Source organism: Micromonospora sp. NPDC049051 (genome assembly GCF_043197575.1).
GTDB lineage: Bacteria > Actinomycetota > Actinomycetes > Mycobacteriales > Micromonosporaceae > Micromonospora.
Map to the genome: position 1 here is coordinate 367,826 of NZ_JBICTL010000001.1, position 12,239 is coordinate 380,064.

General features: G+C 72.8%; 14 protein-coding genes. 11 read left to right on the forward strand and 3 right to left on the reverse strand.

Going from position 1 to position 12,239, the window contains the following annotated elements; genetic code table 11:
* Positions 1-97: 97 nt before the first annotated feature.
* The 3 genes from ACGFIR_RS01755 to ACGFIR_RS01765 all read right to left on the reverse strand — a co-directional run bounded on the left by ACGFIR_RS01755 (position 98) and on the right by ACGFIR_RS01765 (position 2,099).
* On the reverse strand, positions 98-1,303 hold the full coding sequence (locus tag ACGFIR_RS01755; protein ID WP_393004948.1) for a cation:proton antiporter: 1,206 nt from the start codon (positions 1,301-1,303) through the stop codon (positions 98-100).
* A 7-nt stretch (positions 1,304-1,310) separates the two neighbouring features.
* The gene (locus ACGFIR_RS01760; protein ID WP_121397280.1) at positions 1,311-1,811 is read right to left on the reverse strand and encodes a cation:proton antiporter regulatory subunit; all 501 of its coding nucleotides are present in this window, start codon (positions 1,809-1,811) and stop codon (positions 1,311-1,313) included.
* Between the two features lie 69 nt (positions 1,812-1,880).
* On the reverse strand, positions 1,881-2,099 hold the full coding sequence (locus ACGFIR_RS01765) for a winged helix-turn-helix domain-containing protein (RefSeq protein ID WP_393004946.1): 219 nt from the start codon (positions 2,097-2,099) through the stop codon (positions 1,881-1,883).
* 325 nt (positions 2,100-2,424) lie between these two features.
* On the opposite strand from ACGFIR_RS01765, the gene ACGFIR_RS01770 reads away from it, so the two are divergent.
* From ACGFIR_RS01770 to ACGFIR_RS01820, 11 genes are all read left to right on the forward strand, one after another.
* Positions 2,425-2,688 carry a hypothetical protein gene (locus ACGFIR_RS01770; protein WP_393143704.1) on the forward strand — a complete coding sequence of 88 codons (264 nt, stop codon included), beginning with the start codon at positions 2,425-2,427 and terminating at the stop codon, positions 2,686-2,688.
* Between the two features lie 105 nt (positions 2,689-2,793).
* Positions 2,794-5,385 (forward strand): ATP-dependent chaperone ClpB, encoded by a 2,592-nt coding sequence (clpB, locus tag ACGFIR_RS01775; protein WP_393142666.1) that lies wholly within the window; start codon positions 2,794-2,796, stop codon positions 5,383-5,385.
* A 153-nt stretch (positions 5,386-5,538) separates the two neighbouring features.
* Positions 5,539-5,919 carry a hypothetical protein gene (locus ACGFIR_RS01780; protein WP_393142668.1) on the forward strand — a complete coding sequence of 127 codons (381 nt, stop codon included), beginning with the start codon at positions 5,539-5,541 and terminating at the stop codon, positions 5,917-5,919.
* 143 nt (positions 5,920-6,062) lie between these two features.
* The gene (locus ACGFIR_RS01785) at positions 6,063-6,689 is read left to right on the forward strand and encodes a DUF4178 domain-containing protein (RefSeq protein WP_393004940.1); all 627 of its coding nucleotides are present in this window, start codon (positions 6,063-6,065) and stop codon (positions 6,687-6,689) included.
* Positions 6,689-7,195 (forward strand): DUF2617 family protein, encoded by a 507-nt coding sequence (locus ACGFIR_RS01790; RefSeq protein ID WP_393142670.1) that lies wholly within the window; start codon positions 6,689-6,691, stop codon positions 7,193-7,195. The genes ACGFIR_RS01785 and ACGFIR_RS01790 overlap by 1 nt, the downstream gene beginning before the upstream one ends.
* Positions 7,192-7,617, forward strand: a complete 426-nt coding sequence (locus tag ACGFIR_RS01795) for a DUF4247 domain-containing protein (protein WP_393004936.1) — start codon at positions 7,192-7,194, stop codon at positions 7,615-7,617. Before ACGFIR_RS01790 ends, ACGFIR_RS01795 begins: the two co-directional genes overlap by 4 nt.
* Before the next feature lie 32 nt (positions 7,618-7,649).
* Positions 7,650-8,072 (forward strand): DUF350 domain-containing protein, encoded by a 423-nt coding sequence (locus ACGFIR_RS01800; RefSeq protein ID WP_393142672.1) that lies wholly within the window; start codon positions 7,650-7,652, stop codon positions 8,070-8,072.
* Positions 8,072-8,875 carry a hypothetical protein gene (locus tag ACGFIR_RS01805; protein WP_393142674.1) on the forward strand — a complete coding sequence of 268 codons (804 nt, stop codon included), beginning with the start codon at positions 8,072-8,074 and terminating at the stop codon, positions 8,873-8,875. Before ACGFIR_RS01800 ends, ACGFIR_RS01805 begins: the two co-directional genes overlap by 1 nt.
* Complete coding sequence (locus ACGFIR_RS01810; protein ID WP_393142676.1) at positions 8,872-10,443, forward strand: polyamine aminopropyltransferase; 1,572 nt, start codon at positions 8,872-8,874, stop codon at positions 10,441-10,443. The genes ACGFIR_RS01805 and ACGFIR_RS01810 overlap by 4 nt, the downstream gene beginning before the upstream one ends.
* A 112-nt stretch (positions 10,444-10,555) precedes the next feature.
* The gene (locus tag ACGFIR_RS01815) at positions 10,556-11,464 is read left to right on the forward strand and encodes a hypothetical protein (protein WP_393142678.1); all 909 of its coding nucleotides are present in this window, start codon (positions 10,556-10,558) and stop codon (positions 11,462-11,464) included.
* A 72-nt stretch (positions 11,465-11,536) separates the two neighbouring features.
* Positions 11,537-12,232, forward strand: coding sequence for a hypothetical protein (locus ACGFIR_RS01820; RefSeq protein ID WP_393142680.1), 696 nt, complete (start codon positions 11,537-11,539; stop codon positions 12,230-12,232).
* The last annotated feature ends 7 nt before the right edge of the window (positions 12,233-12,239 follow it).

A 12,239-nucleotide genomic window follows, 5' to 3' on the forward strand; every position in this document is an offset into this window, starting at 1 on the left:
AGCGCTGATCGACGGTAGACCCTGAGGGGAGCAATTCGACATCCGTTGGCCAGGGGCGGGCCGACCGTACGGTCGATCCGCCCCCAGCCAACTCCGGTCAGTCCGGTACGACTGCCGGGCGGGCCTGTTGGGCCGCGACCCGCTGCCGCAGCCAGCGCTTGAACCACGCGAAGTCGGGCAGCCGCGCCAGCATCGGCCCGGTCACCACGGTGATCAGCACGTACGCCGTAGCGAGCGCCGCCAGTTTCGGTTCGACGCTGCCGGCTGCCACCGCGAGGCCCGCGATGACGATGGAGAACTCGCCCCGTGGCACGAGGCCCAGGCCGGCACGCCATCGACCTGGCTCGGCGATGCCGACCCGGCGGGCCGCCAGATAGCCGGTGAGGGTCTTCGTCGCCATGGTGACGATCGCCAGCGCGAGCGCGGGCAGCAGCACCGGCGGGATGTCCCGGGGGTCGGTGACCAGGCCGAAGAAGACGAAGAAGACCGCCGCGAACAGGTCACGCAGCGGCGTGAGCAGCTCTGTGGCGTTGTGCGCCACCGGCCCGGAGAGCGCGATGCCCACCAGGAACGCCCCGACCGCCGCCGACACCTGGAGCTTCGCCGCGATGCCGGCCACCAGCAGGGTCATCCCGAGTACGCCGAGCAGCAGCGCCTCCGGGTCCTTCGCCGACATCGCGGTGGAGATCAGGTTGCCGTACCGGATGGCGACCACCAGCACCAGGAGTACGGTGCCGACCGCCACGCCGAGCGCGATCCCGCCGCCGAGCAGGCCGGTGCCGGCGAGCACGGCCGTCAGCAGGGGCAGGTACAACGCCATGGCCAGGTCCTCGATCACCAGCACCGAGAGGATGACCGGCGTCTCCCGGTTACCGAGGCGGCCGAGGTCGGCGAGCACCTTGGCGATCACGCCCGAGGAGGAGACCCAGGTGATGCCGGCCAGCACCAGGGCGGCGACCCAGTCCCAGCCGAGCAGCAGCGCGAACGCGGCCCCCGGCAGTGCGTTGAGCAGCCCGTCGATCAGCCCGGCGGGGGCCGCGGCGCGCAGGTTGCCGACCAGCTCGTTGGCCGAATATTCCAGGCCGAGCATCACCAGCAGCAGGATCACGCCGATCTCGGCCCCGACCGCGAAGAACTCCTCGCTGGCGTTGAGCGGGAGCAGCCCGCCGTGCCCGAACGCGAGCCCGGCGAGCAGGTAGAGCGGAATGGGCGAGAGGCCGATCCGGCGGCTCAGCCGGCCGAGGAGACCGAGCAGGAACAGCAGCGCGCCGACTTCGATGAGCAGTGTTGTCGTGTGGTGCATCCGCGCCTCAGCCGTCCGGGTCGCTGTCGGCGAGGATGGCTGTCACGCCGTCGAGGCCCTTGCGGGTCCCGACGACGACCACCACGTCACCGGCCGCGAAGCGGAAGGACGGGTCCGGCGAGGCGATCACCTCGCCGTGGCGCAGCACCGCGACGATCGAGGCGCTCGTACGGGAGCGTGCCTGGGTGTCGCCGAGCTTCCGGTTGACGTACTTCGACCCGGCCGGAATGGCGATCTGCTCGGTGAGCAGCCCGGCGGCCTGGTCGCGCAGCCCGGAGAGCTGGCCCAGCATCAGGGACGCGCCGAGGATGTCGGCGAGCGCCTCCGCCTCGTCGTCGGTCAGCGGAATGTCGTGCTGACATGAGTCGGGATCGTCCGGGTCGTACAGGACGAGGTCACGGCGGCCATTGCGGTGGGAGACGACGCCGAGGCGGCGGCCGGATTCCGTCAGCAGATCGTGACGGACCCCGATGCCGGGCAGGGCGGTCTGTTCGACACGTACGCGCACGGCCGTCAGGCTACTCCCTGCCGTCACCTGGGAATCCGATCAGGAGTACGCCTTCCGCAGCGTTACCCGTCAGTGCTTCTCCGCCACGAACACGCCGACGCCCTCAAGCGTCTCGGTCAGCCCGGTGGCTCGCAGAATCATCATGGCCTTGCCCACGACGGTGTCCGAGACGCCGTACTCCTTGCAGAGTTGCGCCCTGCTCGGCAACTTCGCGCCGGGCGGCCACTCGCCGGATTCGATCTTGTTTCGTAGCTCGTCTGCGAGCATCTGGTACTGCTGCTTGGGCATGCACACTCCCCGGATGGCACGCCCATTCGATCACGCAGGTACCTCCAATCTCAAGCAATCGGTGGTTTGTCGTTGACCTACAACCGGTACCGATTGTAGGTTCCTCTCGAACGCTTCCGGATGGCACTGGAGCGCTCAATCGGCTGGGACGGGAACTTCCCCCGTGGCCCGTCCCGGCTCCATCGGCCCTGCTGCCGTACCGCCGAAGGAGGCTGCGGTGGTGGGGCGGAGCGGCCCGGCCGCCGGGACCTGGCCGGGCCGCTCCTTCCAGCGCGAAGGGGTGATGCGGCGTGTCCCGACCGATTCCCGACCCGGCCCGGCCGCGATGACCGGGCGTTACGTCATCCATCTGCCGGTCGCCGCCGCCGACCTGGCGCGGGCCAAGCTGCTCGCCCGCGCCGCCGGCCGGTCGCTGGCCTTCCTGGCTCGCGCGGACCTCGGCGGGATCACCGTGTCGACTGAGGACGACCAGGGCGTACGACACTGGGTCTTCTGCGACCGCAGGCTCGACGGCGGCCGTCGGTGCGCCCTGCGGGCCGACCACGACGCACCCTGCGCCGCACGCCCGCCGGGGCGGGCGCGCGGGTGACATCGTGGGCGTGAGTGATCCAGCTCACAGGGCTAGGGTTGAGCGGAATAGGCTCAACTCTGGGAACGTCACTTCCCAGTGGACACGCCGATCCCGGGGGAGCCCATGAACACGGAACGTCTCACCACCAAGAGCCGCGAGGCCATCACCGGTGCCGTCGCGCTGGCGAACCAGCGCGGCCACGCCACCGTGGAGCCCTGGCACCTGCTGCTGACACTGCTGGACACCGACGGCTCGACCGCCGCCGGCCTGCTGCGCGCCGTCGGGGCCGACCCCGCCGAGCTGCGCCGGGTGGCCCAGCGCTCGGTCGACAACCTGCCCGCCGCACGGGGCTCCAGCATCGCCGAGCCGACCCTGGCCCGGGAGTTCGTCAACGCCATCGGGGCCGCCGAGCAGATCGCCCGGCCGCTCGGCGACGAGTACACCTCCACCGAGCACCTCCTCGCCGGCCTGGCCCGTGTCGGCGGCGCGGTCTCCGTCGCGCTCAAGAACGCCGGCGCCACCGAGGAGAACCTGGTCGCCGCGTTCCCGACCGTGCGTGGCGGGGACCGGCGGGTCACCACCGCCGACCCCGAGCAGACCTACCAGGCCCTGGCCAAGTACGGCGTGGACCTCACCGCCAGCGCCCGCGACGGCAAGATCGACCCGGTCATCGGCCGGGACTCGGAGATCCGCCGGGTGATCCAGGTGCTGTCCCGGCGTACGAAGAACAACCCGGTGCTCATCGGCGAGCCGGGCGTCGGCAAGACCGCCATCGTCGAGGGCCTGGCCCAGCGGATCGTCGCCGGCGACGTGCCCGAGTCGCTGCGCGACAAGAAGCTCGTCTCGCTCGACCTCGGCGCGATGGTGGCCGGCGCGTCCTACCGGGGGCAGTTCGAGGAGCGGCTGAAGTCCGTCCTGGAGGAGATCAAGAACTCCGACGGGCAGGTCATCACCTTCCTCGACGAGCTGCACACCGTCGTCGGCGCCGGCAAGGGCGAGGGCTCGATGGACGCCGGCAACATGCTCAAGCCGATGCTGGCCCGCGGCGAGCTGCGGATGGTCGGCGCGACCACGCTCGACGAGTACCGCGAGCACATCGAGAAGGACCCGGCCCTGGAGCGGCGCTTCCAGCCGGTGCTGGTCGGCGAGCCGACCATCGAGGACACCATCGGCATCCTGCGCGGCCTGAAGGAGCGCTACGAGGTGCACCACGGCGTACGCATCACCGACGCCGCGCTGGTCGCCGCCGCCGCCCTGTCGGACCGCTACATCACCGACCGGTTCCTGCCGGACAAGGCCATCGACCTGGTCGACGAGTCCGCGTCCCGGCTCCGGATGGAGATCGACTCCCGGCCCGTCGAGGTGGACGAGATCGAGCGGGCGGTGCGCCGGCTGGAGATCGAGGAGATGGCGCTGGCCAAGGAGCCGGACGCCGCGTCCGCCGAGCGGCTGGAGCGGCTGCGCAAGGAACTGGCCGACAAGCGCGAGCAGCTCACCGCGCTGTCGGAGCGCTGGCAGTTGGAGAAGAGCCACATCACCAAGCTCTCCACGGCCAAGGAGGAGCTGGAGCGGCTCGGCGGCGAGGCCGAGCGGGCCGAACGCGACGGCGAGCTTGAGCGGGCGGCCGAGCTGCGGTACGGCCGCATCCCCGCCCTCAAGACCGAGCTGAAGCAGGCCGAGGAGGAGCTGGCCCGGCTCCAGGCCGAGGGCGCGATGCTCAAGGAGGAGGTCGGCGCCGACGACATCGCCGCCGTGGTCGCCTCCTGGACCGGCATCCCGGCCGGCCGGCTGCTGGAGGGCGAGACCGCCAAGCTGCTGCGGATGGAGGAGTCGCTCCGCGCCCGCGTGGTGGGCCAGGCCGAGGCGGTCGGATCCGTCTCCGACGCGGTACGCCGTGCCCGGGCCGGTGTCGCCGACCCGGACCGCCCGACCGGCAGCTTCCTCTTCCTCGGGCCGACCGGCGTGGGCAAGACCGAGCTGGCCAAGGCGCTCGCCGAGTTCCTCTTCGACGACGAGCGGGCCATGGTCCGCATCGACATGAGCGAGTACGGCGAGAAGCACTCCGTCGCCCGGCTCGTCGGCGCCCCGCCCGGCTACGTCGGCTACGAGGAGGGCGGCCAGCTCACCGAGGCGGTACGCCGCCGGCCGTACTCGGTGATCCTGCTCGACGAGGTCGAGAAGGCGCACCCGGACGTCTTCGACATCCTGCTCCAGGTGCTCGACGACGGCCGGCTCACCGACGGCCAGGGCCGTACGGTGGACTTCCGCAACGCGATCCTGATCCTCACCTCCAACCTGGGCTCGTCGGTGATCGGCGACCTGACGCTGGCCGAGGAGCAGCGCCGGGAGGGCGTCCTCGCGGTGGTCCGCTCGCACTTCAAGCCGGAGTTCCTCAACCGCCTCGACGACATCGTGGTCTTCGCCGCGCTGCACGGGGACGACCTGCGGGCCATCGTCGACATCCAGCTCGACCGGATGCGCAAGCGCCTCGCCGACCGCCGCCTCGGCCTGGAGATCACCGAGCCGGCCCGGGTGTGGCTCGCCGAACACGGATACGACCCGATCTACGGCGCTCGCCCGCTGCGTCGCCTCGTCCAGACGGCGATCGGCGACCAGCTCGCCAAGGCCCTCCTCGCCGGCCAGATCCGCGACGGCGACACGGTCAAGGTCGACCTGGCAGAAACCAAGGAATCCCTGACGGTGACCCCGGCCTGACCCCCACCCACCTATCCAGCCGTCCCGGTCGGGCCGCAGGCCGGGACGGATCCCTGTCGATCAAGAGGTTCGCGTCTGGGCGGCGCACAGTTGAGGGCGTAAACCTCTTGATCGACAGGGTGGGCGGCGCGCGGCGAGGGAAGGAGACAGGGCATGTTCGGGATCGGGAAGAGACGCGACCGGGAAGTGGCGGCGGCGCTGGACGAGTTGCGGCAGGCGGACACGGTGGCCTTCGGTGGGGTGGGCATCGCCGGGACGACGCTGCCGGTGACCGAGGCGTACCGGCGGGTGGAGGCGGCACTCGCCGAGGACCCCGAGGGCGTACGCGGCCAACTCGACCGGCTGCTCGCGGAGGCGACACCGGCGGGCCGCGTCTACGCCGCCACGCTGCTGGAGCACGTCGACCGGGCGGCCGGGCGGGCCGCCTGGACGGCGCTGGGCGACGACCGGGGTGAGGTCGGCACCTTCACCGGCTGCGTCATGGGCCGCACCACCGTGCGCGAGTACGCCGCCGAGCGCCTCTCCCGCGGCTGACCGGCACCGGTCGGGAGCGGGCCCACGGGCACGCCGAGAACGGGTACGCCGGGTGACTGTCCCTTCACTCAGCCGACAGCAGGTTTCCCCAGGTGCGCGGGGTTGTTACCGTCTCCGCCGACGTACCTGGGGAGGTGGTCGGGTTGAGCGGGACGCTCGCGTACCTGCTGGCGGCGGTGGGCTGCCTGGTCGGGGTGGCAGGTCTGGTGGTGGCGGCGGTGGCCTGGAACCGGTCGCAGTCGCGCCCGTCACAGCGGGCCGAGGGACCGGGTGACCCGTTGCGGGATCGGGACGCCGACGCGCTGCGCGGTGACCCGCGCCGCCTGAAGCCCGGCGACATCGTCGAGATCCGTGGCGTCTCGTACGCGGTGCGCGGCTCGATCCGCCTCGTCGAGGGTGGCTGGAGCTGGGTCGAGCACCTGCTCGACGACGCCGCCGGCGTACGGCGCTGGCTCTCCGTCGAGGAGGACCCGGAGCTGGAGCTGGTGCTCTGGGGGGCCGAGCAGGGCGCCACCCTCACCCCGGGCGCCCCGACCCTCGACTTCGCCGGCCGCCGCTACAACTGGAACGAGTCCGGCCAGGCCCGCTTCACCGCCGTCGGCAACACCGGCCTCGACCCGACCGGCACCATGCGGTACCACGACTACCAGGCGCCCGGCGGCGCCCGGCTCTCCTTCGAGGCGTACGGCGAGGCGGGCTGGGAGGTGGCGCTCGGCGAGCTGCTGCACCGCGGGGACGTGATGATCTACCCGCAGTCCGGGGTGAGCTGATGCTCGTCACCCTCGACGCCCCGTACGTCGACACCAGCGCCGCCGACCTCAGCCTGGCGCTGGACGACGTCGAGCGACCCGCGCTGCACGTGCTCGACCTCGACCTGCCCGGCGGCGTCCTGCTGCGGCTGCGCCTGCTCGGCGCCTCGCACCAGGTGGTCCTGCACGCGCCCGGCGCCGCGCTGACCGAGACGGTCGCCTGCCTGCCCGGCCGCCCGCCCGAGCTGCCGCCGGCGGTACGGGACGAGGCGAACGGCTACGACTTCACCGCGACGGTGCTGCGGCCCGCCGGCGCGGGGCTGAGCGAGCAGGTCGCCGCCCTCCGCGCCGACCTGGCCGACGACCCGTACGCGCTGGTGGGGGTGTTCCCCGGCGACGTCGACGCGGTGACCGCGCTGGCGGTCACCCCCGACCCGCCGGCCGGCACCCTCGCCTGGCGCACCTGGCACGCGTATCCCCAGACCAACGAGCTGGTCCTGACCGAGACGGTGGTGGCACTGCGATGACGTACCGACGCTGGTTCGTGGTGGGGGTCGCGTTCGCCGTCATCGGCGCGCTGGTCGCCGCCTTCGCGATCTTCTACGGCAGCTTCTCCGCGCGCGGCTTCGTGGAGGACCGGTACACGCGGGCGGCGAGCCGGGACATCGGCGGCAACGCCGTGGCCTACACCTCGCCCCGTTCGCCGAGCCAGGTGGCGAAGGAGGTCACCGACGCGTGGCAGCCGGCCGACCAGTACGTCGACGGCAGCGGCGTCTACCTGCGCTACGACGACGACTCGGTGGTGATCCTGCCGATCGCCGCAGGCTCGGTGATCCTGCTGGAGCACATGCGCACCGCCTATCCCCGCTACCACTCCACGGTCGGCTCCCACTGGGGCTGGGGCCGTGGCAACACCGTCCGGGGCGGCGGCCCCGGCAGCGGCAAGTGACGCACCGACCCCCCCTCACCCTGGAGCCTCCTGTGCAGACCCTCGTCACCGATCTGCTGGTCACCCTCGCCTACGGGGCGGTCGGCGTCCTGCTGATGGGCATCGGCTACGTCCTGGTGGACCTCGCCACCCCTGGCAAGCTCAACCACCTGATCTGGACCGAGCGCAACCGCAACGCCGCGCTGCTGCTCGCCTCCAACCTGGCCGGCGTGGGCATCATCGTGGTCGCCGCGATCGCCGCCAGCGACGACGACTTCGTGCTCGGCATCATCGGCGCGTCCGCGTACGGGATCCTCGGCCTGGTGATCATGTCGGCGGCGTTCGTGCTGCTGGATGTGGCCACGCCGGGCAAGCTCGGCGAGATCCTGGTCGACCAGCAGCCGCACCCGGCGGTCTGGGTCTCCGCCACCGTGCACCTCGCCACCGGCGCGATCATCGCCGCCGCCATCAGTTGATGACGACGGCGAAGCAGCCCGGCGGGCCGGCGGGCGGAGGCCCGACCAAGAGTGGTAGCTGGGCCGTCTGGGTGGTCGTCGGCGTGGTCGTCCTGTGCTGCGTGGGCGTCGGCGTGTTCAACAGCCGCGACGGAGGCGACGACGTGCTGCCGCCGACCTCGCAGGAACGCCGCGACACCGTGCCGATTCTGCAACGCTCCAGCGCCAGCCAGGGCATCTGCTACGGCTGGGTGCTCCAGGACTACTACGAATACGCCGACCTCAGCGTCGGGTCGAACCTCGGCGACGGGGTGGCGGTCGAGGAGAACGCGGCCTGTCCGCGCTGGGTGCAGGTGGTCGCGCGCGTCGCGTACACCCCGGAGAGCAGCGAGAGCAACGACTTCGCCCGCGTCCGGGTGGAGACGTCCGACGACGTCCCCGCCAGCACCCGCCTTAGGATGGAGAACGGGCTGGAACGGCTCGGGCTGACCGAGGACGCCTTCGTCGACGAGCCCGGCTGGGCCGTCACCCGGGCGGCCGTCTCCCTGCCGCTGCTCGCCGCCGAGGCGGGGCTGGTCGATCCGGCACCGACCCCGACGGCGGCGACCGCCGAGCCGGCGCCGCTGCCCGAGGCCGGTAGCGACCTCTGGCGCGACCGCTGGGGCTACCTGCTCGCCGCGGTCGGCCTGCTGCTGTTCGCCGCGCTGCTGTTCGCCGCCGGGTTCTGGCAGCGCAGCCGCCAGCGCCGCAAGGGCGCCGGGGGGCAGGGGAAGGCATCGGCGACGGCCGTCCCGGCTCGCGGGCGTACGCCGGAGGGCCGGTGACCGTCGACGCGCCGGCACCGCCCGCGCGGTGGCGGCTGGCCCGCGCGGCGGTGCTCGTCGCCGTCTTCGTCTGCGCCGCCTGCGGCCTGGTCTACGAGCTGGCCCTGGTCGCCCTCGGCAGCTACCTGATCGGGGACACGGTCGGGCAGGCCTCGATCGTCCTCGGCGTGATGGTGTTCGCGATGGGCGTGGGGGCACTCGCCGCCAAGCCGTTGCAGCCCCGGTCCGCCCCCGCGTTCGCCGCGATCGAGCTGGCCCTGGCCCTGCTCGGCGGCCTCTCCGTGCTCGGCCTCTACGCGGCATTCGCCTGGCTGGACCTCTACGGCCCGGCGCTGGTCGCCACCGCCTTCGTGCTCGGCCTGCTGATCGGCGCGGAGATCCCGCTGCTGATGGTGCTGCTGCAACGGATCCGGGAGCAGGCCGCCGGCAGCGCGGTGGCGGACCTGTTCGCCGCCGACTACGTCGGCGCGCTGCTCGGCGGGCTGGCCTTCCCGTTCCTGCTGCTGCCGGTCTTCGGCCTGCTCAAGGGCGCGCTGGTGGTCGGCGCCGTCAACGCCGTCGCCGGGCTCGCCCTGGTCTGCACGGTCTTCCGACAGGAGCTGAGCCGCCGGGCGCGCGTCGCGCTCGGCGCCGGCAGCGTCGTGGTCTTCCTCAGCCTCGGGTACGCGTGGGTGACCGCGCACGACTTCGAGCTGACCGCCCGCCAGCAGCTCTACCGGGACCCGGTGGTGCACGCCGAGCGCAGCCGGTACCAGGAGATCGTGCTCACCCGCTCGGTCGCCGAGACCGGGCACACCGGCACCGACCTGCGGCTCTTCCTCAACGGCGACCTCCAGTTCAGCTCCGTCGACGAGTACCGCTACCACGAGGCGCTGGTGCATCCGGTGCTGAACGGCCCGCGCGGCGAGGTGCTGGTGCTCGGCGCCGGGGACGGTCTCGCCGTACGCGAGCTGCTGCGCTATCCGGACGTCCGGCGGATCACGGTGGTGGACCTGGACCCGGCGGTGGTGGCGCTGGCCCGCAGCGAGCCGCAGCTGCGCCGGCTCAACGGCGGGGCGCTCGACGACCCCCGGGTGCGGGTGGTGCACGCCGACGCGTTCGCCTGGCTGCGTACCGCCGCCGACCGGTTCGACGCGGTGGTGGCCGACCTGCCCGACCCCGACGAGACGGCCACCGCCAAGCTCTACACGGTCGAGTTCTACGCGCTGGTGCGGGCGGTGCTCGCCGACGGCGCCCGGCTGGTGGTGCAGTCCGGCTCGCCGTACTTCGCGCCCCGGTCGTACTGGTCGATCGAGGCGTCGCTGCGCGAGGCGGGCTTCGCGACCACGCCGTACCACGTCGACGTGCCGTCGTTCGGCGACTGGGGATTCCTGCTGGCCGCCGCCGGCCCGACCGCGCCGGCCCTGGCCCTGCCACCGGACGCGCCCGCGCTGCGTTTCCTCGACGCGGCGACGCTCTCCGCCGCCGGCAACTTCCCGGCCGACCGCCGCCGGGTGGACGTGCCGGCCTCCACCCTGCTCCAGCCGCACGTGCTGGAGTACGCCCGCGCGGAGTGGCGCGGCTACTGAGGCCCCCGGCGTGGCCCGCGATCGCCGCCGTCTCGGCGGGTCAACGTCGTTCTGACGTGCCGGACTGGCCCGACCTGGATACGGTGTGACCGCGATCTAGGGAAGGAGAATCATGGTCGATTCCCACAACACGCCGGCCCGCACCCGGCCGGGTGTGGTGACCATATCCACGTACCTGCTGTGGCTGTTCGCGCTCACCCAGCTGATCGGCCTCATCATCACGCTCTCCACCATCGGCACCATCTCGAAGACGCTCGACGACGCGTACCGGGGCACCGACGCCAACGGCGCGCAGAACCTGGCGGACATCACCACGATGATCGCCGTCGGTGGGGCCATCTTCGTGCTCCTGCTCGCGGTCGTGCTGGCCGTGCTCGGCGTGTTCAACAACAAGGGCAGCAACGGATCGCGGATCACCACCTGGGTGCTCGGCGGCATCATGGTCTGCTGCACGGGCGGTGGCCTGGTCAGCGGGCTGGGCGGCGGTGTCGGCACCGGTCAGACGACCGGCAACGGGCCGAGCCCGGAGGAGATCCAGCGTCGCCTCGACGAGGCGCTGCCCGGCTGGGTCAACCCGGTCACCACCCTCCTCGGCGTGCTCGGGCTGCTCGCGCTGCTCGCCGCGCTCATCCTGCTGGCGCTGCCGAAGGCCAACGAGTTCTTCCGCAAGCCGAAGCAGGCCTGGGAGCCGCCCGTCCCCGGTGCGGCCTACCCGCAGACCGGGCAGCCCGGCTACCCGCCCACGCCCGGTTACCCGCAGCCGGGCCAGCCGGGTCAGCCCGGTTACCCGCAGCCCGGTCAGCAGGGTTACCCGCAGACCGGCCAGCCCGGCTACCCGTCCACGCCGGGGTATCCGTCCGCGCCGGGGCAGCCGCAGGCCCCCGACCAGCCGGGCCACCCGCCGGCCCCGGGCAGCCAGCCGCCGTCCGCGCCGTCCGGCGGGGACCAGCCGGGAACGAACCCGGGCGGCGATCAGCCCGGCTCGGACCGTCCCGGTCCGACCCCGCCGCCGGTGAGTTGACCGATCGATAACAGCGACGCCGACGGTCCCTCCGAGTAGGTTGCAACCCGACACCTACCGGAGGGACTCGTCGTGTCGTACCCCGATCGGGCACCGGCCCGCCGTCCGGCCGTGGTCATGGTGGCCGTGGCGGTGCTGGCGCTGATGGCGGTCGCCGCCCTCGCGTACGCCGCCGCCGGTGTGGCGACACGCCCCGGCACCGTCGACCGGTTCCGCGCCGCCGCGGCGGGCACCTCGGCACTCCCGGACCAGATCGACCGGACGGTCACCCTGCTGGGCGCGTCGACCGTGCTGACGGCGGTGGTGAGCCTGCTCGCGGGACTGCTCCTCGCCGGTCTCGCCCTCGGCCTGTGGGCCGGCCGGGACGGCGCCCGCACCGGGACCTGGGTGGTCTCGGGGCTGGGGCTGATCGCCGGGTGCTGCGGGCTCGCGCTGCTGGTCGGCCAGCGAGTCACCCCGCTGGGATCGGGCGGGAACGACCGCGCGACGGCGGAGCTCTTCGGCCTCCTCGCCGAGGCGTACCCGTCCTGGTGGATCCCGCTGGGGGCGGGGCTTTCCGTCGGCCAGGTGCTCGGTTACCTTGTGGTAGCCGTGCTGCTGGCACTGCCGGCGGCGAAGGCATGGTTCCGCCGGCACCCCGTTCCGCCCCCGCACCACCACCCGCCGTCCGCCCCGCACCATCCCCCGGCGTCGCCCGCGTCGCCGCCCGCTCCGCCCCCGTACCAGCCGCCCGGGGCGCCTCCCGCGCCCCCGTACCCGCCGAGGTGAGGACAGC

Bases quoted from the DNA above. Each gene is read 5' to 3' on its own strand.
- ACGFIR_RS01755 (WP_393004948.1), bottom strand. From the start codon at position 1,303: ATGCACCACACGACAACACTGCTCATCGAAGTCGGCGCGCTGCTGTTC.
- ACGFIR_RS01765 (WP_393004946.1), bottom strand. From the start codon at position 2,099: ATGCCCAAGCAGCAGTACCAGATGCTCGCAGACGAGCTACGAAACAAG.
- ACGFIR_RS01770 (WP_393143704.1), top strand. From the start codon at position 2,425: ATGACCGGGCGTTACGTCATCCATCTGCCGGTCGCCGCCGCCGACCTG.
- clpB (WP_393142666.1), top strand. From the start codon at position 2,794: ATGAACACGGAACGTCTCACCACCAAGAGCCGCGAGGCCATCACCGGT.
- ACGFIR_RS01780 (WP_393142668.1), top strand. From the start codon at position 5,539: ATGTTCGGGATCGGGAAGAGACGCGACCGGGAAGTGGCGGCGGCGCTG.
- ACGFIR_RS01790 (WP_393142670.1), top strand. From the start codon at position 6,689: ATGCTCGTCACCCTCGACGCCCCGTACGTCGACACCAGCGCCGCCGAC.
- ACGFIR_RS01795 (WP_393004936.1), top strand. From the start codon at position 7,192: ATGACGTACCGACGCTGGTTCGTGGTGGGGGTCGCGTTCGCCGTCATC.
- ACGFIR_RS01805 (WP_393142674.1), top strand. From the start codon at position 8,072: ATGACGACGGCGAAGCAGCCCGGCGGGCCGGCGGGCGGAGGCCCGACC.
- ACGFIR_RS01815 (WP_393142678.1), top strand. From the start codon at position 10,556: ATGGTCGATTCCCACAACACGCCGGCCCGCACCCGGCCGGGTGTGGTG.